Here is a 17,954-nt window from a genome sequence, read left to right as displayed (position 1 = left end):
TTTCTTCAATTTAATAATTACATCGACCTCAACCTGATACATTAAAATTCATTTAACATGGAATTAGGGCAATTTCACATTGAATACAAAAGCCCTGTATTTAAGCAAGGCTACGAAAATTGCTCCACCAAGGGCATTACCAATTAATGCTGTAATCAGAACTTTTAAATAGCTCAAAAAATCGATTTCGGGAGAGATCAACATTGCTGAGAATATTTCAATATTTCCAATGATACTATGATGCAAGCCTGTAAAGCCCATGACGGCAGTAATTATATAAATTATGATTATTTCTGAAGTAGTTTCCCTGGAATAGGTCACCAGCCAGCTAAGTAATCCCATTAACCACCCGGCTAACAATGCACTTACCAGGATGGTTAGAATTCCGTAACTGGCATAGTGTTCTCCAATCTTTGCAATTACATCTGTCTGGAATAATCCCAGTTGTGGTCCTATCCAGGTTAAGGTCAAACCAATTAAAATACCTCCTGCAAGATTTCCGATTATTACTATCCCCCAGATTTTTAAAAGACTGGATACACTTCTTTTATTACTAAGTACTGGTAAAGTGAGCAGCGAGGTTTGTTCTGTAAATAAAATAGACTGACCTAAAATTACCAGGATAAAACCAACCGGATAGACGAAAGAAATGGTTTTATATAAAGTTTCTTCTTCTACACTACCCTGAAAAAAGCTGAAAACCGAGCATAACAAAAGAAAACTAAAACCCAGTTCTAGACCGGCAGTGAATGAGCTTAAAAGTATACTACTTGGGCTTCTGTCAAAGGTTTCACACCCATCAATGATCTGTTGCCGGAGAATCTCACCATGGGTTTTAGCATTATCATCATTTTCGTTACCAGATTTATCCAGTTCTTCATCTACCTTTTCCTGCTGTTCCTTTTCTTTCTTGGTTTTTTCTTCGCTATTCCGGCCCATTAGTTCAAAAAATATTTCGTTATTTAAAATAAAGAATCCGAAGCAATTGCCATCACTTCGGTTCTAAAAGTTAAACTTTTTATTTTATACGTTAAGTTCCTTTCTACTTACACTATCCCATAAGCCTACTGCATCCTCCCTGGATATCTGGAACATTCTAAATTCTCTATGCCTTTCTTCCGCATTTGAATTATAGTACATGTCACTGTATTTAAATCCATATTCTTTAGCATCATCGGCAGAAGCTCCATAATAGATATAATCCAGATCTGCCCAGTAAGCAGCGCCAAGACACATCATACAGGGTTCACAACTCGTATACAATACACAACCTTTCAAATTCAGGCTGTTTAATTTTCTACATGCTCTTTGAATAGCTCTAAGTTCAGCATGCTGTGTGCAATCTCCTTTACAGAGAACTTCATTCCTGGTTTCGGCAATAATTTCATCTCCTTTGGCAATTACTGCCCCAAAGGGTCCTCCATTATCCATATCACGACCTTCCCGGGCTAATTCAATAGCCCGTTCCATCATTTTTCTATGTAATTTGTTTGTTTCCATAACATAATAAAAATAAGCAATTATATATCCCTGGTTTAAATTTTCACACTATTTACCTTGCGTTCAATTATAATTTAAGGTATCACCTTAAAAGTCTAAAAATACTCCTAAAACTTTGCCAATTCTACCCTAAGAGCCTTGGTCAACCTTAAAGAAATAAGTTTATTTAAATAAATAAAAAGAAATTTATATGGAAGCTATTTTTGAATTCGTAAACATAGACAAGAGCAATAGTCTTGAAGCTTTAACTCAGAAAAAACTTGATAAAATAGAGAATAAATATGACTGGGTAGTTAGAGCGAATGTATTCTTTAAAAGAGACGAAAATCAGAAACCAAATGGGTATATCACAGAAATAAGATTAAGTGCCCCGGGCCCTGAAATTTTTGCAGAATCTAACGAAGATTCTTTTGAGGCAGCAATTGCTAAATCCACAAGCGATATAGAAAGACAATGCAGTAAGCGTAAATCTAAAATGAGTACCCACTAGGTCAAATTAATTTAAAAAGCCCTTTCAGAAATGAAAGGGCTTTTTTTTTCTAACTGCTCAAAATGTTTAAGCCTTCAGGTCCTCTTCTTCCAGTCTATCTTTAAATTCGTTAATAATTCCACCTTTTAGAAGTACATCTATCTGCCTGTCACTCATGGAATGTTTAGTTTCAAATTCTTCTTTCTTCCCATTATCATTTTTAACAATGACTTTTATATTATTCCTTTCTTTAACATCATCGCGAAGATTTCTAAAGTAAATGGTATCGCCCTGGTCTATTTTATCATAATCCTTAATATCAATAAATTCGAGTGGTAGAATTCCAAAGTTAACCAGGTTCTGCCAGGCAATACGTGCATAGGAATTTGCGATAACCGCTACCTGTCCGAGATATTTTGGTGCAATTGCCGCATGTTCTCTACTGGAACCCTGGGCATAATTATCTTTAGCAACTACTATATGTCCACCATGGGTGGTTTTAGCTTCCATAGCGCGATCGTAAAAGCTTTCGTCTATTACCGTGTAGGAGTATTTACTTATCTCGGGAAGATTACTTCTAAATGGCAGAACTTCAGCTCCGGCCTTTAAAATTTCATCTGTAGAGATATTATCACCCATTTTCAGCAATACAGGTACACAGTATTTTTCCTGCATCGGTTCTATATAGGGCAGTGATTTAATATTTGGTCCTTTTTTCAATTCTATATTTGATCCATCCTCTGGTGGTGCTACCAGCATCTCTGTATTAATAATTTCTGTCTCCGGATGTTTAAAGACAGGATACTTCATATCATAAAGTTTTTCCAGATCTCTTGGATCTGTGATCTTTCCAGTTAATGCCGATGCTGCTGCAGTTTCAGGACTACACAAATGCACCTGGTCATCTTTGGTTCCAGATCTGTCAGGAAAATTTCGTGGCATGGTTCTTAAACTTATGGTGCCAGATGCCGGTGCCTGTCCCATCCCGATACAACCCATACATCCGGACTGATGAAATCTAGCTCCTGCTTTGATTAAATTTGCAAAGGCTCGATTATCGATCATGTTCTGGATCATTTGCCTTGAGGTTGGATTAATATCAAAAGAGACATCATTGTTTACAGATTTGCCTTCCACAATTGCTCCGGCGATCCAAAAATCCCTCAAACCCGGATTTGCTGAAGATCCTATCACAACCTGGCTTATTTCCTTGCCTTCAACCTCTCTTACCGGAACTACATTGCCTGGACTTGTAGGCAGGGCTATGAGCGGAATTAATTCATCTAAAATAATCTCATCATGATAATCGTATTTACAGTCATCATCAGCCTTTAGTTCGATCCAGTCTTCCTCCCTGCCCTGGGCTTTTAAAAATCTTTTCGTTTCCTCGTCGCTGGGAAAGACGGTGGTGGTTGCTCCAAGTTCTGCACCCATATTAGCGATTACATGGCGATCCATAGCGCTTAAATTATTAAGGCCATGCCCATAATATTCTATTACTTTGCCTACTCCTCCTTTTACATCATATCTCCTGAGCATCTCCAGGATCACATCCTTGGCACTCACCCAATCTGGCAATTTACCCGTTAGTTTAACGCCCATGACTTCAGGCATTTTTACAAAATACGGTTGCCCCGCAATAGCTGCAGCCACATCAAGTCCACCGGTACCTATGGCCAGCATCCCAAGGGACCCTGCCGCAGGAGTATGGCTATCTGATCCTACCATGGTTTTGCCGGGCTTACCAAATCTTTGCATATGTACGGGATGACTCACTCCATTTCCAGGTCTGCTATACCACAAGCCAAAACGCTGGGCTGCAGAATGCAAAAACAAATGATCATCGGCATTTTTGAAATCTGTCTGTAAAAGGTTATGATCTACATATTGCACGGCAACTTCTGTCTGGGCTTTTTTTAAGCCCATTGCTTCCAATTCCAACTGAACCAATGTACCAGTGGCATCCTGTAATAGCGCCTGGTCTATTTTTATACCAATCTCTTTTCCCGGTTCCATATTACCTTTTAAAAGGTGTTCCTTGATCAGCTTTTGAGTGACATTCAGTTTTGACATAATTGGAAGTTTTAATCATTAAATTAATCACTTTTGTAGGAAAAATATCGGTATTTAACAGAACCTTAGCCAAATTGAAGTTATTTTTTACCAATTTAGAAATTGAAATATTATTAGCATCATCTAATTTTTCTTGATCATGAATGCCATAGTAAAACGAGCCATTGTTGGCGGAGTTGTTTCTACCATTGTGATGGGTTCAGGTACTTTTATTTTAGGTCAGATCTCCGGATATAAAGCATTAGATCTACTTCAGAATTCTATGTCTGGGATCAACATGCTTTGTAATACAGTAATCCTGGGCTCGACAACGATCCTGGCGCTTATGCTTACTTTACTGGGGTTGAGCCGGTCTTCAGAATCCAGGTTAACAGACAGGCATTACAAGGACGTTCTTATGATCGCTAAATCTGACACTATTTTAATTGTAGCCGCAGTTATTACCTTTTTGATGCTAAACCTGCCTATTAGTGAATCTAAAGAGGTAGTAACATCATGGTATGAGACTATCTATTATGTTAGCCTGGGAATGGCTTCTTTGCTTGGAGGTGGTTTTATTGCGGTGGTCATGATGCTCTATGGTACTATCACCAATGTTATCCTTATTGTAGGTCTTAATATTAAGGATCATCCGCTAATTTCTGAAGAGGGAGCCGAAGAGGCCGAAGAGCAACAAAAGGAACAGGAAAAAGAAGAATCTTCAGAAAAATCCTAAAAGATAAAGGTTGTTCTGAAAGAAAACTTATTTGACGGATTTACTGAATTCAAGGTAATCAAAGTCAAATTTTATCTTTCAAAACAACCCTTTCGAAAATTTTATTTTTACTGAATTTTAGCTTTTACCTAGTTTATTAAGAATATCTATTTGTTCCCCTTCTTCAAGGTTGAACCCCGGTTTTCCTTTCCGCGGAAAAAGAAAGCTAAATGGAGTATCAAAGGCAGACCAGCTTTCTGCCAGACCATAGTCATTATTTTCATTCTTTTTTTCCGGTCTAATGAATGTATTCAATTCTGAATCATAATCAGATCCAACAGCATCTTCCCCCGGAAATAACATTCCATCATTAATTTCAGAATATACCACAACCGAAGCTCCTTCACTACCGGGCAGATCAAAGATATTAATAGAAAAACTTTCCAACACTTTATCTTTGGCGGTTATATCTTTTGTTTTAAAATCATCTTTTATATTATTCCTTGGATGAGCATAGATTGGTGCTCCGCCAGCATCTTCAGAAATGGTCTTAAGGTCTGCATAAGCAGATTTTAAAACAGCATCACAAGTGATTAGTATTCCTTTAATAATGTAACCTTCATCAACCAGTTTTTTTATCGCTGGTTTGCTAGATTCTTCAACAACATCAATGAGAAGCATATCCCTTCGGTTCAAGTGTCTAATCGCGTAACCCTGATTAAAGACACCGTTTTCTTTTTCTCCTTTGATTACAAAAGTATCAGGTATTAATTTTAAAAATTTACCTGTTTCTCCCTGCTCAATAAACTCAGCCGTCTGGCTATGAATCACCTCCATTTTATCTACTGTCTTCATATAAAAATTATTTTTAATTGATGATTGAAGATACAAAACAAGCAGGGAGAGGTCAATGCTGTTTTTAAATGTTTAACTGCTTTTAGGACTTAATTAACGGAATCGCAAAAGCAGTAAATTTCCCGTGGTGACTAACAGATAAGGGAATTATTTTTTTCAAATTATGCAGATAACAGGAAGGTATTCCCTGTGAATTTTTTCTAAGATCAAATGTTCTTTCTTTTGTATAATGGCTTGCCAGAAAGTTGATTAAAATCTGATCTTTATTTTTTACACCAGTAAAAACCTCAATGCTAGCATCCCGGGTATGGCAATGAATAGAATCTGCTGAAATGGAAAGTTTTACATTATAATCGCACCCATCAATAGAAACCAAGCCAACCTTATTTCCAGGATTAAAATGGCATTCATATTTCTGCGGATTTAATTTTCTCGGGATATCAAATAATCTTTGATGTGCCTTATAGGCAGTTTCCTTCATAGACCAGACTTTCCAGAAAAAAAGTTCAGGGTCCTCAGAACTTTTAATTAATTCTATTTCTCCTTCAGTACAAATTTTCTGAAGAATCCGGAGGTTTTCCGATTTCTTTTCCGTCCTGGCTAGGTTAAGATCTATGATATCATTTCCAATCACCCTTGCGGTAGTTTTCTTTGAATAATTGCTTTCGCATCGCCAACCGTTAGCATTCCTTCCATGCTGTCATTATCAATTTCAATATTAAATTCATCTTCCACATCCAGGATGACATCCACAAGGTTTGCAGAATTGATCTGCAGATCATTTAGAAAATCAGTTTCCTCCTTAAAATTTTGCAGACCTTCCAGGCTTTGCACATAGGGTTCTACGATCTTTTTCAGTCTGGTTAAAATTTCTTTTTCACTCATGGTAAATAAATTAAGCTTTATATCTTTTAAAGATAGCCACAGCATTCACATCACCAAAACCAAAGCTGGCTTTAGCCAGAATATTTATCTTTTTTTCAAGCATGGTAGTGGGTATACATTTATGGCTAATAAGATCTGAAATTTCGGGATGAATTTCCTCGCAATTGAGGTTGCCAAAAATAAAATTGTTCGAAATCTGAAGTACAGATGCCACGCTTTCTATAGAACCTGACGCGCTTAAACAATGGCCTGTCATTCCTTTTAATGAATTTATAAAAGGAAAAGAACCTCCTTTTAGTTTCAATGCTTCTGTCCAGTTCATTATTTCTACTGCATCCTTGGTGGTAGCGGTTAGATGACCGTTTACAGCGTCTATTTTATCAGCTGTTATTCCTGAATTTTTAATCGCTTTTTGAATACAACGCACTACAGCCTCATTATTGGCGGCCGTCATACTTCCTTCTCCCCTCTGGCCTCCACTATTTATATCTCCTCCAAGAACTTCTGCATAGATCTTTGCTCCTCTTTCTAAAGCAACCTCAAGATCTTCTAGAACTAGAGCTCCTGCCCCGCTTCCCGGTACAAAACCCGCCGCCTCCCGACTCATAGGTTTAGAAGCATTTTCCGGCTCTTTATTAAATTTATTTGGAAGAATTCTCATTGCATCAAACCCACCCCATACATAAGGCCCGTGGTCACCACAACTGCCAACAAGCATTCGTTTCGCTTTACCAGTTTGGATTCGTTCAAATCCCATTAAAAGAGCTTCAGTTCCTGTTGTGCAGGCTGAAGAATTTGTGGTTACCTGGTTTCCACATCCAAGTATTCCGCCCAGGTATGCACTTATTCCACTTGCCATAGTTTGTACAACACTTGTGCTACCCAGCCTGCGGGTTTTACCCTCATCTATCAGGTGGATTGCTTCCCTGAATTTATCAACCCCAAGTATGCCCGTTCCAAAAATAATCCCGGTATCCCAGTCTGGAGATTCTTCTTTTGATATTTTTAGACCGGCATCTTCCCAGGCTTCAGTACCAGATATAACTCCATAAATAATTCCGCTGCTTTTAAGTCCCCGCAGTTGTAACGGGGTAAAATAACGGTTTAATATTTCCTCACTAATTTCTGGTTTTCCACCTATCTGGCAGCTAAATTTCAATTTCTCCAATTCGGGGAAAAATTGAATCCCACTTTTCATTGCTTTTAGTGAAGAATTAAAGTTTTCTAATCCCACACCATTTGGTGCGGCAACGCCCATACCGGTTATAACTACTCTTTTTCCCATTAAATCCTGCTATTGTCCTTTATGATCATTCCCGCAATGGTTCCTTTAGCAACTATAATATTTTCACAATTGTACATCTCAACTTTACATTTTAGCTTATTAAACCTGAAGTATTGCTTTTCTGAACATACCCGCACCTTTTCTCCGGGAAATACTGGCTTCAAAAATTCAATATCTGTAGAAGTCATAGCAATTTTTGCTTCAGATCTAAGCGATGATTGTTTATTGGAAAGGTAGATTCCGAGACATACCAGCCCGATCTGGGCCATACATTCTGTAATTATAACTCCCGGCGTGACCGGGTTTTCTTTAAAATGTCCCTTATAAAAGAAAAGATCAGGAGAGAAGGTATAAATACCTTCAATATTATTATCGCTAACCTGAAGGATCTCATCCACAAATAGGAACGGGCGGGAATATGGAAGTTGTTCGAGTAATTCCTGCATTTACATCAAGTGTTCTCCACCATTTACAGGAATGATCGTACCGGTGATCCAGCTGGCTTCATCCTTGCTTAAAAGGTATACCACGTTGGCAACATCATCTGGTACGGTAAGTCTTCTAAATGGATTGTGTTTTAATGCATGAACTCTCAAAGTTTCATTTCCCGGGATCATCTGGAAAGACCTGGTTACAGTTATCCCGGCCTGTATACAATTAGCTCTGATGCCATGACGCGCAAACTCCAATGCCATACTTCGTGTTAAGGCTTCCAGGGTGACCTTGGCCGCAGATACAGCCGCGTAATTCTTCCATGCTTTGCGATTACCATCGCTGGTGAAGGACAGCACTCTAGCATCTTTCGTGAACAGACCTTCCCTGTAAACAGCCTGGGTCCAGTCATACAGGCTTAAAGCCATGGCATCTATAGTAAGTTGAAAATCTATATTCTCCAGGATATTATCTTCACCAATCATAGGTTTGAGATTTCCTTTAGCGATGCTGTGTAACAGGGTTCTGATCCTGCCTTTTTCACCCAGAACATTTTTTATCTTATCAACTAAGTCTTTTCTACTTTCTTTTTTAACCGCATCGGCATTAAAACTTTCAAATTGCACTCCAGATCTCCTGATCTCATCAAAAGCTTCTTCTATATCGGGAATTTCACTTCGACGATCCCTATGAATAATGATAATATTCATCCCATGTCTGGCCAGTTTCTTGGCACTGGCGTAACCCAGGCCGCTGCTTCCGCCCAGTACAAGAGCCCAATAATTCTGATCTTTAAATTCTGCTACCATTCTATTAAAATTCTTTGAGCTGAAAATCCGGGTCCAAAACTGAGCATAATTCCCTGGTCTCCTTTAGGGATCTCTTTTTTAAGGAATCTTTCCAGAACATATATTACGGTCGCACTGCTCATATTTCCATACAAACGTAAAACCTCCCGGGTGTCGTCAATATTCTTACCTAAGTTACCAAAAAGATCAGAAACGGTTTGAACGATCTTTCGTCCCCCGGGGTGAAAGATCAAATGCTCAATATTTTCAATGGAGGTATTATGTTTCTTAAGGAAAGGATGAATGATCTCTGGAAAATGTTCAGAAATGGTGGCTGGTACCTCCGGATCGAGGATCATTTGCAAACCGCTGTTTCTCAGATCAAATCCCATTAAATTAGTGGCATCGTAGAAATGGTACATTTCTTCAGCCAGAATTCGGGGTGCATCAATATTATCTTCAGAAGACAATAAGACACATGCAGCTCCATCGCCAAAAATAGCTGCGCTTACCATATTGGCCATGCTGTAATCTTCAAGTTGAAAAGTTGCTGAAGGACTTTCAACTGCGATCACGGCAGCTCTTTTTCCCGGATTCGACTTCAGGAAATTATATGCATAGATCATCCCGCTTATCCCGGCAGCACAGCCCATTTCTGTTACCGGCAGTCGAGTGATGTTGCGCTTAAGGTCCAGTTCATTGATCAAATAAGCATCAAGAGATGGAATCATGATCCCCGTACAGCTAACGGTAATGATATAGTCCAGAGAAGCCGGATCCCAACCGGTATTTTTTAAAGATTTCTCAAGAACATTCCTGCCCAGCTTTTTTACCTCTCGTATATAAATATCATTCTTATCTTCGAAAGTAGTTGTAGTAAAAACCTCTTCAGGAGACATTATGGAATATCTCTTATCCACTGCCGCACCTTCAAATATTTTAAGAACCTTCCGTTTAAATCTTTCCTCCTGCCCGGCAAGCCAAGCCTCTACAAAAGGTAATATATCTTTGGTTTCACGCGAATATTGCGGTAATTCTTTTTCTGCCCTGACGATTTTTACACTCATTAATTCCTTTTTATTTTTTTATGATCCACTGATACCTGAAAGCCCATTTCCATTTTATGGAATGATTGCTGGCAGATATGCGATCTTTATAACCGGCAAGATCCTCTTTTTTAAAACCTCTTAAAATTGATATTAGCCCGTCTTTCCTGGCGATATCGTTATTGACAAAAACAGCGCAAAATGCTTTAAATAAGAAATATGCTGTACTGCTGCGATGTAAATCATTAATCACTATTCCCAACTCTGCCTGCCCGGTTAATTGATCCAGAAGGTTGATGATTTGCTGATCTTTGAAATGATGCAAGGTGAGCGTACAAAGAATTATGTCAAACTTCATTTGCTTAAATTCTTCACTAAAAATGTTCAGACATTTAAAATCAAGATTGGAATGGTCTGCCGATAATTCTTCCCCAATTTTGATCGCATGATCATTAGCATCGATACCGGTTAATTGTAGTTTATAATTTTTTTTTCCGGCCCAGGCTGAAATCTTTCTGAGCACAGCTCCATTACCGCAGCCTATATCTGCAATTCTTATTTCCCGGTCTGTCGGGGAATTTTTTAAAAGTTCTTCTACTCCTTTAATCGTAATTCTATTCCCCCCAAGCCAGGTATTGATATTTTCGAGATCATCCAACGTTTTTCCCAGAGCGGATCCCTGGAGTTTAAAATTATCCATGATCTCGCTCTCATCACTGCGAATGGAGGTATCTATTTTATACATATACTGGTTGTCCGTGCGTATTTTTGATAATATAGGGCATAATTCCCGGGAAGGTATTAACCAGCCTTTGCGACATAGTTGCGAATGAATTATTTAAAAGTATCCTCTGCAATATCCTTCCCGTTTTAATTCTCTGTTCAAAATTAATACGCCAGTTTTTTTCAAAATTGTTTTCTATCATTTCACGGCTCACCGGAAATTTTTGGTAATATGAGAGGACCTGATCTGTTGCCAGTTTAGCACTATGAATAGCCATAGCCATTCCGTTACCACATAAAGGATGAATTAAGCCTGCGGCATCACCCAGCATTAGTATATGCTCCTTTACTACAGACTTTTTGTCGAAATTTACCTGGGCAATACTTAATTCTTTTTCGAAAATAAGGTCTGAATTTTGAAAGAATTCTTTCAGTCTGGGGTTCTGCATCAATACTGCAGTTCTGTATTCTTCGGTGTTTTTATATTTTTTGAAACTGTTATAGGTAGCCAGATAACAGACGTTAATTGTGTCCAACTCCGTTTTAGATAATCCGCAGTAGCCACCTTCAAAATTATGCAGTGATACCAGATTATCAGGATATTGATCATTTTTATAGTGAGCTTTTACCGCAAGCCAGGAAGATTGGTTCATAAAAAATGTTCGATCCAGCTTTTTATCAAGATTAGACCTTTTCCCATAAGCTCCTAGCACGAAATCCGCATTTAATTTCTCGCCGGTACTGGTTGAGATGGTGAAGCTATTCTCGCTAAATACTGCGTCCATTACAGTGGCCTTAATGATCTGGCATCCTGAATTAAGGGCAGTTGTATATAGGTAATAGTCTAAACTATACCGGCTAATCCCTAAACCTCCCATTTCTAATGGACAGGTGGTCAAATTCCCTGAATTTGAGGAATATTCTAAAGTATCTATTTTTGCGGGATTGAGATCTTCCAGGTCTACCCCTATTGATTTCAGGTATGGCAGGATCTCGGCTGAAAGATACTCACCACAGACTTTATGATGCGGATATTTCTCTTTTTCGAACAGGATAACCTCGATCCCTTTATTAGAAAGATCTATGGCCGCAGTAAGGCCAGCTAACCCGCCACCAATAATTATAACCTGGGTACACTTCACCTTTTCAATTTACTTAAAAGAATAAAAAAAATCCCGGAATAGTACCGGGATTTAAATCTTTTCTATGATTTTATATAGAAATTAGTTTCCATCAGATTTCTCTGCCTGCTGTTTTGCCTGTTCTTTAAGTTCTTCATTGGCCACAATTGCGAGCTCAACTCTTCTATTCTTGGCACGACCTTCCTCAGTGCTGTTATCATATTTAGGTTGAGATTCACCATACCATTTGGTGGTAAACCTTCCTCTGTCTATCCCTTGATCTACAAGGAAACTTGTAACAGCCTGTGCTCTGTTCTTGGATAAGGTCAGGTTATAGCTGTCACTACCGGTGTTATCGGTGTGCCCCTCCACAAGAATATTAGTATTTGGATATTCTTTAAAGATATCGGCAAGCTTGTTTAAGGTCTGCTCAGATTTATCGTTAATGTTATACTTTTCTGTGGCAAAGTAAACGCCGCTTTTTTCATCAAAGGTAACATTGATACCTTCTCCTACCCTTTCTACTTCAGCACCCGGAATTTCTTCCTCGATCTGTTGTGCCTGTTTATCCATTCTATTACCTATGATCGCCCCAGCAGCGCCACCTACGACTCCTCCAATTATCGCCCCAAGAGCTGTATTTCCATCTCCGGTATTATTACCTATCACGCCTCCTACAACGGCACCTCCGGTAGCACCTATCACGGCACCTTTTTGTTTGTTATTCGCATTTTTGGTGGCCTCACAACCAAATAAAAGTGTTGAAGCTAGCAAAATTGCGAACATTCTGTTTATTACATTATTCATAGCTATCTGAGTTTAAAATATTATTTAGTAAAGTTCATTCTTATGGTGAACGGGGATCCATCAAGACTTACAGTTTGTTCCCAAACCATATTTGTTTCTGAAAGGTTTTTCAGATTTAATCTGAATCCCTGATTACCAGTAGTAGATTTATAATCGTCGTTTGTTGGCTTTAAAAGAAAATCATACAACCCCGCTGGAGTATTTTCTTCATCTATAGACCAGATAAAGTAATTTGTATCACCATCGCAACCAATTCCGCTTACGGTATAGGTTCCACGATTATTATTAGATACAAAATCCCAGGTACTGTTTTCAAAACAGGAGGCCGAGGCTTCGTTAAAAAGGGTTACATTAAAATCCCCTGCATTATTAGGATAAGTAATGCTGGTCAAGGTCCAGTTCCCGTCAAAGGTTTTCCTGGCCTCTTTGGCAACCTTACTGGTTCCCCCGCAAGAAAGGAGAAATGCAGAGATAAAAATTAAGATTAGATACTTCTTCATTGTCTGATTAATTTAAACTAAAAATCCAATGTGAAGTATGAATTTCATAAAACACATTGGATACTGTTACTTAATTATTTTTTATCTTCTGAATAATCGGCTTAAAAGTGAAATTACCAACAGAACTAAGAAAATATAAAATATGATCTTGGCAATATCTGCTGCACCTTCTGCAATACCACCAAATCCAAAGATTGCGGCGATGATCGCGATGATCAGAAAAATAACGATTAAACGTACCATAATTAATAGATTTAATTGATTAGTTGAATCTAAATTACAGCAGTGGTTTACCTCCCACAAAAGATTATTATTAATTTAACAATGCTTTTATTCAGGAATCTTAAAAATTTTTAGAAAAAAGCCGAAGTTTATTAATATTCTATTAATTCCTGTAGTTTATTTTTAAATCTTTCCTTCGGCAAATATTCTCTTTCCAGGGTTTGAGCGAATGGAATTGGAGTTTCCAGGCTGCCTACTCTCAATACCGGAGCATCCAGGCTTTCAAAGCAATGTTCTGATATTAATGCCGCTATTTCTGAAGCAAAACTACCAGCCAGACTGTCTTCAGTTAATATTATTGCTTTTCCTGTTTTGTTGACCGAGGCACAAATACCTTCTAGGTCCAACGGTTGTAAGCTCCTCAGGTCTAATAAGTCTGCACCAGCAAAATTCATTTCTTCCAGGGTATCCAGAGCCCAGTGAACTCCGGCCCCGTATGTTATAATACTAATTTGTTCCCCTTCTTTAATCCTAGAAGACTTCCCAAAAGGTAAAGTGTAGTAATCTACTGGTACATCTTGTCTAACACTTCTGTACAATGCTTTATGTTCGAAGAAAAGCACCGGATTAGGATCGTTAAAAGCTGTATTTAATAGTCCCTTTGCATCATATGGGAAAGCCGGATAAATAACTTTCAAACCCGGAACCTTGGTAAACCAGGCCTCATTGGTCTGGCTGTGAAAAGGGCCGGCACCAACTCCACCCCCACAGGGCATCCTTATTACCACATCTGCTTTTTGATCCCAGCGGTATTTCACCTTTGCCAGGTAATTTACTATAGGATTGAAGCCTGAGCTTACAAAATCGCTGAATTGCATCTCTACCATAGCTTTCATTCCCTTAATAGATAGTCCCATCGCTGTGCCTACAACTGCAGATTCACAAATGGGAGTATTTCGAACCCGGTCTTTCCCGAATTCTCCCATAAATCCTTCAGTTATTTTGAAAACTCCCCCATAATCTGCTATATCCTGGCCCATGAATACCAGGTCATAATGTCGTTCAAGCGATTGTTTCAATGCTTGGGAGATAGCATCTACAAAACGAATGTTTTCCTTGTTAGATTTTGAAATAATTTCCTGGTGATCATATGTTTCATAAACATCTGCAATTTCCTGAGAGGTATCAGATTCAATTATATTTTCTGAAAAAGCTTTGTGCAGGTTCTCATCGATTTCTTTCTTAATAGATTTCCTGAACCCTTTTATTTTTTCTTCATTCAAAATACCTTCCTGAAGCAGGTAATTTTCAAAATTTATAATAGGATCCTTATCACCCCATTCTTCCATTAACTCTTCAGGCACATACTTGGTGCCACTTGCCTCTTCATGCCCCCTCATCCTGAAGGTTTTAAATTCGATTAGAATAGGTCTAGGTTCGTTTCGAATGCTTTGAGCCAGTTCAGAAATCTTTTCGAAAACCTCTATAATATTATTACCATCTATAATATGAGATTCTATACCATAGCCTGGACCGCGGTCTGCCAGGTCCTTACATCTATACTGTTCTATTGTGGGAGTAGACAGTCCATAACCATTGTTTTCAATGCAAAATAAAACCGGCAGATCCCAAACGGCAGCAATATTCAAGGCTTCGTGAAAATCTCCTTCACTGGTTCCACCTTCCCCGGTAAAAACCGCACTAAGCTTTTTTTCATTTTTTAGTTTGTGGGCCAGGGCAATTCCGTCTGCCACTCCCAACTGCGGACCTAAATGAGAAATCATGCCCACTATTTTGTATTCCTGGGTCCCAAAGTGGAAACTACGATCACGACCTTTAGTAAAGCCAGATGCCTTCCCCTGCCATTGAGAAAATAATCTATATAAAGGAATATTCCTGCTGGTAAATACTCCGAGATTTCTATGCATAGGCAGTATATATTCATCCTCCTGCATTGCTTTAGTGACCCCAACAGAAATTGCCTCCTGCCCAATACCGCTAAACCATTTAGATATTTTACCCTGTCTAAGAAGTATCAGCATCTTTTCTTCTATCATTCTGGGTTTCAGCATAGAAGTGTATAGGTCTGTTAATTGGGTAGCGTTTAACTTATGATCTTTATAAATAACGCCTTTAGATTTGGTTTTACCAGAGAACATATATTTCGTTTATAACTCAAATGTAACCAAATTTCCATATGCTAAGAAAATTAAAAAGGCGAAGCATATCCCCTAATTTTACTTAACTTTGCCTGTTACCATTAATTAAAAAACTGCTTAAAATGGCAATGAATAATATCCCAAGCGTGGATTTGGCAGATTTTCTATCTGACGATCCTAAGCGCAAAGAGAAGTTCGTAAATGAAATTGGTAAAGCTTATGAAGAAATAGGTTTTGTAGCTTTAAAAAATCACTTTTTAAGTGATAACCTGGTTGATGAACTCTACACAGAAGTTAAATCGTTTTTTGACCTTCCTGAAGAAACCAAGAAGAAGTATGAAATTGAAGGGCTGGCGGGTCAAAGAGGTTATATTTCTTTTGGAAAAGAACATGCCAAAGGTAAAAAAGAAGGAGACCTTAAGGAATTCTGGCATTTTGGACAGGAACCTACAGAAGATGCTAATCTCACCGAAGAATATCCGGAAAATGTTCAGGTGGAAGAGCTAGAGAATTTCAATAAAACCGGAATGGAGGCATACAGAATGCTGGAGAAAACCGGCATCTATGTTCTTAGAGCATTAGCATTATACATTGGCCTTAATGAATTTTATTTTGATCATTGGGCAAGTAACGGGAACAGTATTTTAAGACCTATCCACTACCCTCCTATCAAGGAAGAGCCAAAAGGTGCTGAAAGAGCAGGTGCACACGGAGATATTAATTTAATAACCCTTTTAATGGGTGCATCTACAGGAGGTCTGCAGGTTTTAAGAAAAGATGGAGAATGGATAGACGCTATCCCACAGGAAGATGAACTGGTTATTAATGTTGGGGATATGCTGGAAAGGCATACTAATAATAAATTAAGGTCTACTATACACCGTGTGATCAATCCACCAAAAGAAGAATGGGACAAACCAAGGTATTCTATTCCTTTCTTTATGCATCCGCGAAGTGAAATGCGCCTGGATTGCTTAGAGGAATGTATAGATGAAGATCATCCAAAACAATACGAAGATATCACTGCCGGTGAATTTTTGAATCAGCGCCTTATAGAAATAGGACTGGCTAAAAAATAGTTATGGCAAAGAAAAAATTAGGTCTGGAAGATCTTGGAGGTTTTGTTTTTTCTACTAATGATGATTTTGAAGAATCTGTTTTTGGAGATTCTGAAGATCAGGAAGATTTAAAACCCGAAGATCAGAACCTGGAAGCTCATTTCAGCAACAAAGGTCGCGGTGGTAAAACCGTTACTATCATCAAAGGTTTTACAGGTCCTGAAGAGGAGCTTATTCTTTTGGGTAAAATGCTTAAGAAGAAGTGCGGTGTTGGTGGATCTACAAAAGATGGTGAAATTATTATTCAGGGTGATGATCGTGAAAAAATAATGCAAATTCTCAAGAAAGAAGGATATAATGTAAAGCGTGTTGGAGGTTAATCTAACACGCTTCTTTAATATAATCAATGGATAATAAAACCTTACACATAGTAAATGGGGATAGTCTGGCTGAGCAGATGCAGGAATTGGATTTGCCCGGGAAGGTCGTTGTTTGGAGAGAATTACTTTGTGAAGGTCCAACCATAAAAGATATTAATTCTGAATTCTTTAAGATTCGGAAAAAATTTCTCCGCACCACTTACGATATCACTGCAGAAAATTATGAAGAGCGATTTATCGAGGAGATTAAAAAGCTTAAAAACCTTAAGAAATTCGACAGGTTCATTCTTTGGTTTGAATTTGATCTTTTTTGTCATATAAACATGCTGGCGGCGATCAATCTAATTGCTGAAACAGACCGTACTAAACCAATTTCCCTGGTATGCAGCAAGAAGCTGGAAGGTGAAAAAGAATTTCAACCTCTATCCCAGCTGAACAAAAATGAACTTCATAATCACTATAAAAACCGAATCGAATTAAATACAGACGATATTGAAACCGCTCTTTTAATCTGGGAATTATATTGTGGAAATAATCCTTTGAAGCTTAAGCCACTTATTAAAATGTCTACAAACTTCGAGTATTTATCATCCTGCATAAGGGCTCATATAGAGAGATTTCCTAACAGTATTACCGGGATCAATACTCTTGAAAGAAATATTCTCAAAATAATAGAGAATCATACTATAAAAAATCGAAATCATCTCCTTGGCTACGCTCTTCAATACCAGGGTTACTATGGCTACAGTGACACCCAAATGCAGCGACTACTTGATAATCTCGCTATTTTTTATAAGGATAACGGTGAGGAATTGATCCTTACCGAAAAGGGAGAACTGGTACTTGCTAATAAGAAAAATTATTACAGAGATCTTAAGAATGAGGATTGTTTTGGCGGGGCCAATAAATATGATTTTCTCTACGAATCTGAATCTCACCGTTTATTAAAATTATAGA

21 protein-coding genes are annotated in these 17,954 nt (G+C 38.2%); 5 read left to right on the top strand and 16 right to left on the bottom strand.

Going from position 1 to position 17,954, the window contains the following annotated elements; genetic code table 11:
* Nucleotides 1-63: 63 nt before the first annotated feature.
* Together FGM01_RS00950 and FGM01_RS00945 are read right to left on the bottom strand one after the other, a co-directional pair.
* On the bottom strand, nucleotides 64-939 hold the full coding sequence (locus tag FGM01_RS00950) for a formate/nitrite transporter family protein (RefSeq protein ID WP_143409248.1): 876 nt from the start codon (nucleotides 937-939) through the stop codon (nucleotides 64-66).
* A gap of 84 nt (nucleotides 940-1,023) precedes the next feature.
* Nucleotides 1,024-1,500, bottom strand: coding sequence for a nucleoside deaminase (locus FGM01_RS00945; protein WP_143409247.1), 477 nt, complete (start codon nucleotides 1,498-1,500; stop codon nucleotides 1,024-1,026).
* A gap of 190 nt (nucleotides 1,501-1,690) precedes the next feature.
* Here FGM01_RS00945 and FGM01_RS00940 point away from each other — a divergent pair, with 190 nt between their 5' ends.
* Nucleotides 1,691-1,990: an HPF/RaiA family ribosome-associated protein gene (locus FGM01_RS00940; protein ID WP_143409246.1), complete on the top strand. Its 300-nt coding sequence runs from the start codon at nucleotides 1,691-1,693 to the stop codon at nucleotides 1,988-1,990.
* Between the two features lie 66 nt (nucleotides 1,991-2,056).
* On the opposite strand, the gene FGM01_RS00935 is transcribed toward FGM01_RS00940, so the two are convergent.
* On the bottom strand, nucleotides 2,057-4,042 hold the full coding sequence (locus FGM01_RS00935) for an aconitate hydratase (protein ID WP_143409245.1): 1,986 nt from the start codon (nucleotides 4,040-4,042) through the stop codon (nucleotides 2,057-2,059).
* Between the two features lie 139 nt (nucleotides 4,043-4,181).
* On the opposite strand from FGM01_RS00935, the gene FGM01_RS00930 reads away from it, so the two are divergent.
* The gene (locus FGM01_RS00930) at nucleotides 4,182-4,757 is read left to right on the top strand and encodes a hypothetical protein (RefSeq protein ID WP_143409244.1); all 576 of its coding nucleotides are present in this window, start codon (nucleotides 4,182-4,184) and stop codon (nucleotides 4,755-4,757) included.
* 117 nt (nucleotides 4,758-4,874) lie between these two features.
* Here FGM01_RS00930 and FGM01_RS00925 read toward each other — a convergent pair whose 3' ends face one another.
* The 13 genes from FGM01_RS00925 to FGM01_RS00865 all read right to left on the bottom strand — a co-directional run bounded on the left by FGM01_RS00925 (nucleotide 4,875) and on the right by FGM01_RS00865 (nucleotide 15,559).
* Nucleotides 4,875-5,591, bottom strand: coding sequence for a hypothetical protein (locus tag FGM01_RS00925; RefSeq protein ID WP_143409243.1), 717 nt, complete (start codon nucleotides 5,589-5,591; stop codon nucleotides 4,875-4,877).
* An 82-nt stretch (nucleotides 5,592-5,673) separates the two neighbouring features.
* Nucleotides 5,674-6,225, bottom strand: coding sequence for a 4'-phosphopantetheinyl transferase family protein (locus FGM01_RS00920; RefSeq protein ID WP_143409242.1), 552 nt, complete (start codon nucleotides 6,223-6,225; stop codon nucleotides 5,674-5,676).
* Complete coding sequence (locus tag FGM01_RS00915; protein WP_143409241.1) at nucleotides 6,222-6,476, bottom strand: acyl carrier protein; 255 nt, start codon at nucleotides 6,474-6,476, stop codon at nucleotides 6,222-6,224. Before FGM01_RS00915 ends, FGM01_RS00920 begins: the two co-directional genes overlap by 4 nt.
* Nucleotides 6,477-6,486: 10 nt before the next feature.
* A complete protein-coding gene (locus FGM01_RS00910; protein WP_143409240.1) occupies nucleotides 6,487-7,761 on the bottom strand; it encodes a beta-ketoacyl-[acyl-carrier-protein] synthase family protein in 1,275 nt (424 codons plus the stop codon).
* On the bottom strand, nucleotides 7,761-8,207 hold the full coding sequence (locus FGM01_RS00905; RefSeq protein ID WP_143409239.1) for a 3-hydroxyacyl-ACP dehydratase FabZ family protein: 447 nt from the start codon (nucleotides 8,205-8,207) through the stop codon (nucleotides 7,761-7,763). Before FGM01_RS00905 ends, FGM01_RS00910 begins: the two co-directional genes overlap by 1 nt.
* Entirely contained in the window at nucleotides 8,208-9,002 is a 795-nt protein-coding gene (locus FGM01_RS00900; RefSeq protein ID WP_143409238.1) for an enoyl-ACP reductase FabI, read from the bottom strand. It abuts the gene before it with no gap.
* Nucleotides 8,996-10,048: a type III polyketide synthase gene (locus FGM01_RS00895; RefSeq protein ID WP_143409237.1), complete on the bottom strand. Its 1,053-nt coding sequence runs from the start codon at nucleotides 10,046-10,048 to the stop codon at nucleotides 8,996-8,998. Before FGM01_RS00895 ends, FGM01_RS00900 begins: the two co-directional genes overlap by 7 nt.
* Nucleotides 10,049-10,058: 10 nt before the next feature.
* Nucleotides 10,059-10,772: a methyltransferase domain-containing protein gene (locus FGM01_RS00890; protein ID WP_143409236.1), complete on the bottom strand. Its 714-nt coding sequence runs from the start codon at nucleotides 10,770-10,772 to the stop codon at nucleotides 10,059-10,061.
* Nucleotides 10,765-11,892, bottom strand: coding sequence for an NAD(P)/FAD-dependent oxidoreductase (locus FGM01_RS00885; RefSeq protein WP_143409235.1), 1,128 nt, complete (start codon nucleotides 11,890-11,892; stop codon nucleotides 10,765-10,767). The genes FGM01_RS00890 and FGM01_RS00885 overlap by 8 nt, the downstream gene beginning before the upstream one ends.
* Nucleotides 11,893-11,973: 81 nt before the next feature.
* Nucleotides 11,974-12,678, bottom strand: a complete 705-nt coding sequence (locus tag FGM01_RS00880; RefSeq protein ID WP_143409234.1) for a YiaD family glycine zipper/OmpA-like lipoprotein — start codon at nucleotides 12,676-12,678, stop codon at nucleotides 11,974-11,976.
* A 20-nt stretch (nucleotides 12,679-12,698) separates the two neighbouring features.
* On the bottom strand, nucleotides 12,699-13,178 hold the full coding sequence (locus FGM01_RS00875; protein ID WP_143409233.1) for a lipocalin family protein: 480 nt from the start codon (nucleotides 13,176-13,178) through the stop codon (nucleotides 12,699-12,701).
* Nucleotides 13,179-13,259: 81 nt separating this feature from the next.
* Nucleotides 13,260-13,421, bottom strand: a complete 162-nt coding sequence (locus FGM01_RS00870) for a DUF1328 family protein (RefSeq protein ID WP_108171536.1) — start codon at nucleotides 13,419-13,421, stop codon at nucleotides 13,260-13,262.
* A gap of 131 nt (nucleotides 13,422-13,552) precedes the next feature.
* Nucleotides 13,553-15,559 (bottom strand): alpha-ketoacid dehydrogenase subunit alpha/beta, encoded by a 2,007-nt coding sequence (locus FGM01_RS00865; RefSeq protein ID WP_423738342.1) that lies wholly within the window; start codon nucleotides 15,557-15,559, stop codon nucleotides 13,553-13,555.
* A gap of 128 nt (nucleotides 15,560-15,687) precedes the next feature.
* Between FGM01_RS00865 and FGM01_RS00860 the strand changes: the two genes are divergently transcribed.
* The 3 genes from FGM01_RS00860 to FGM01_RS00850 are packed head-to-tail and all read left to right on the top strand — an operon-like array spanning nucleotide 15,688 to nucleotide 17,953.
* On the top strand, nucleotides 15,688-16,638 hold the full coding sequence (locus tag FGM01_RS00860) for an isopenicillin N synthase family dioxygenase (protein WP_143410320.1): 951 nt from the start codon (nucleotides 15,688-15,690) through the stop codon (nucleotides 16,636-16,638).
* 2 nt (nucleotides 16,639-16,640) lie between these two features.
* Nucleotides 16,641-16,997: a translation initiation factor gene (locus tag FGM01_RS00855; protein ID WP_143409232.1), complete on the top strand. Its 357-nt coding sequence runs from the start codon at nucleotides 16,641-16,643 to the stop codon at nucleotides 16,995-16,997.
* Nucleotides 16,998-17,023: 26 nt separating this feature from the next.
* Complete coding sequence (locus tag FGM01_RS00850) at nucleotides 17,024-17,953, top strand: DUF1835 domain-containing protein (RefSeq protein ID WP_143409231.1); 930 nt, start codon at nucleotides 17,024-17,026, stop codon at nucleotides 17,951-17,953.
* The last annotated feature ends 1 nt before the right edge of the window (nucleotide 17,954 follow it).

Source organism: Christiangramia sabulilitoris (assembly GCF_007050985.1).
Classification (GTDB): Bacteria; Bacteroidota; Bacteroidia; order Flavobacteriales; family Flavobacteriaceae; genus Christiangramia; species Christiangramia sabulilitoris.
Note: the sequence above shows the minus strand (reverse complement) of the source record. Positions and strands in the feature narration are given on the sequence as shown.

What these genes read in the sequence shown, in the direction of transcription:
- FGM01_RS00950 (WP_143409248.1), bottom strand. Translation starts at nt 939, where the DNA reads ATGGGCCGGAATAGCGAAGAAAAAACCAAGAAAGAAAAGGAACAGCAG.
- FGM01_RS00945 (WP_143409247.1), bottom strand. Translation starts at nt 1,500, where the DNA reads ATGGAAACAAACAAATTACATAGAAAAATGATGGAACGGGCTATTGAA.
- FGM01_RS00940 (WP_143409246.1), top strand. Translation starts at nt 1,691, where the DNA reads ATGGAAGCTATTTTTGAATTCGTAAACATAGACAAGAGCAATAGTCTT.
- FGM01_RS00935 (WP_143409245.1), bottom strand. Translation starts at nt 4,042, where the DNA reads ATGTCAAAACTGAATGTCACTCAAAAGCTGATCAAGGAACACCTTTTA.
- FGM01_RS00930 (WP_143409244.1), top strand. Translation starts at nt 4,182, where the DNA reads ATGAATGCCATAGTAAAACGAGCCATTGTTGGCGGAGTTGTTTCTACC.
- FGM01_RS00925 (WP_143409243.1), bottom strand. Translation starts at nt 5,591, where the DNA reads ATGAAGACAGTAGATAAAATGGAGGTGATTCATAGCCAGACGGCTGAG.
- FGM01_RS00915 (WP_143409241.1), bottom strand. Translation starts at nt 6,476, where the DNA reads ATGAGTGAAAAAGAAATTTTAACCAGACTGAAAAAGATCGTAGAACCC.
- FGM01_RS00910 (WP_143409240.1), bottom strand. Translation starts at nt 7,761, where the DNA reads ATGGGAAAAAGAGTAGTTATAACCGGTATGGGCGTTGCCGCACCAAAT.
- FGM01_RS00905 (WP_143409239.1), bottom strand. Translation starts at nt 8,207, where the DNA reads ATGCAGGAATTACTCGAACAACTTCCATATTCCCGCCCGTTCCTATTT.
- FGM01_RS00900 (WP_143409238.1), bottom strand. Translation starts at nt 9,002, where the DNA reads ATGGTAGCAGAATTTAAAGATCAGAATTATTGGGCTCTTGTACTGGGC.
- FGM01_RS00895 (WP_143409237.1), bottom strand. Translation starts at nt 10,048, where the DNA reads ATGAGTGTAAAAATCGTCAGGGCAGAAAAAGAATTACCGCAATATTCG.
- FGM01_RS00890 (WP_143409236.1), bottom strand. Translation starts at nt 10,772, where the DNA reads ATGTATAAAATAGATACCTCCATTCGCAGTGATGAGAGCGAGATCATG.
- FGM01_RS00880 (WP_143409234.1), bottom strand. Translation starts at nt 12,678, where the DNA reads ATGAATAATGTAATAAACAGAATGTTCGCAATTTTGCTAGCTTCAACA.
- FGM01_RS00875 (WP_143409233.1), bottom strand. Translation starts at nt 13,178, where the DNA reads ATGAAGAAGTATCTAATCTTAATTTTTATCTCTGCATTTCTCCTTTCT.
- FGM01_RS00870 (WP_108171536.1), bottom strand. Translation starts at nt 13,421, where the DNA reads ATGGTACGTTTAATCGTTATTTTTCTGATCATCGCGATCATCGCCGCA.
- FGM01_RS00865 (WP_423738342.1), bottom strand. Translation starts at nt 15,559, where the DNA reads ATGTTCTCTGGTAAAACCAAATCTAAAGGCGTTATTTATAAAGATCAT.
- FGM01_RS00860 (WP_143410320.1), top strand. Translation starts at nt 15,688, where the DNA reads ATGAATAATATCCCAAGCGTGGATTTGGCAGATTTTCTATCTGACGAT.
- FGM01_RS00855 (WP_143409232.1), top strand. Translation starts at nt 16,641, where the DNA reads ATGGCAAAGAAAAAATTAGGTCTGGAAGATCTTGGAGGTTTTGTTTTT.
- FGM01_RS00850 (WP_143409231.1), top strand. Translation starts at nt 17,024, where the DNA reads ATGGATAATAAAACCTTACACATAGTAAATGGGGATAGTCTGGCTGAG.